A 534-nucleotide genomic window follows, 5' to 3' on the forward strand; every position below is an offset into this window, starting at 1 on the left:
GGCGCGGCTGAGGACCCGCCCGCAGAAAAGGTCCCCGCAGACGCCGTGCCGGCAGGTTCAATGCCCGCAGGTTCTGTCCCCGTAGGTGATGCGCCATCCGGTCTTGTGCCGGCCGGTGGGGTGCCGGCCCCGCGGGCGCAGGTGCTGGTCACGGTTCCGGTGTTCTCGCTGCTCGGCCTGTCCGAGGAGCCGGCCATGCTGGACGGGTATGGGCCGATCCCGCCGTCGATGGCCCGCCGGCTCATTGCCGACGGCGCGACGTCATTCCTCCGGGTGCTCGTCGACCCCCGCGACGGTGCGCCGCTGGAGATCGGACGCACCAGCTACCGCCTAAGGAAACCGATGCGCCAATGGCTGCGGCTCCGCGACGCCAAGTGCACGTTCCCGAGCTGTAACAACCACTCACTGGACAACGACGCCGACCACATCCTCGCCTGGGCCGACGGCGGCGGCACAGGCGTCGCCAACCTCGGCCAACCCTGCCCCAAACACCACCGGCTGAAACACGCCACGGCCTGGCAACCGGTCGGCGCT

Annotated in this window: 1 protein-coding gene; it reads left to right on the top strand. The window is 70.4% G+C overall.

What is annotated here, in order from left to right:
- Positions 1 to 534: HNH endonuclease signature motif containing protein (locus tag DBZ45_RS03785; RefSeq protein WP_146617440.1), on the top strand; the 534-nt coding region annotated here is incomplete at both ends.

Source organism: Arthrobacter globiformis, from assembly GCF_003261175.1.
GTDB classification, from domain to species: domain Bacteria; phylum Actinomycetota; class Actinomycetes; order Actinomycetales; family Micrococcaceae; genus Arthrobacter; species Arthrobacter globiformis_A.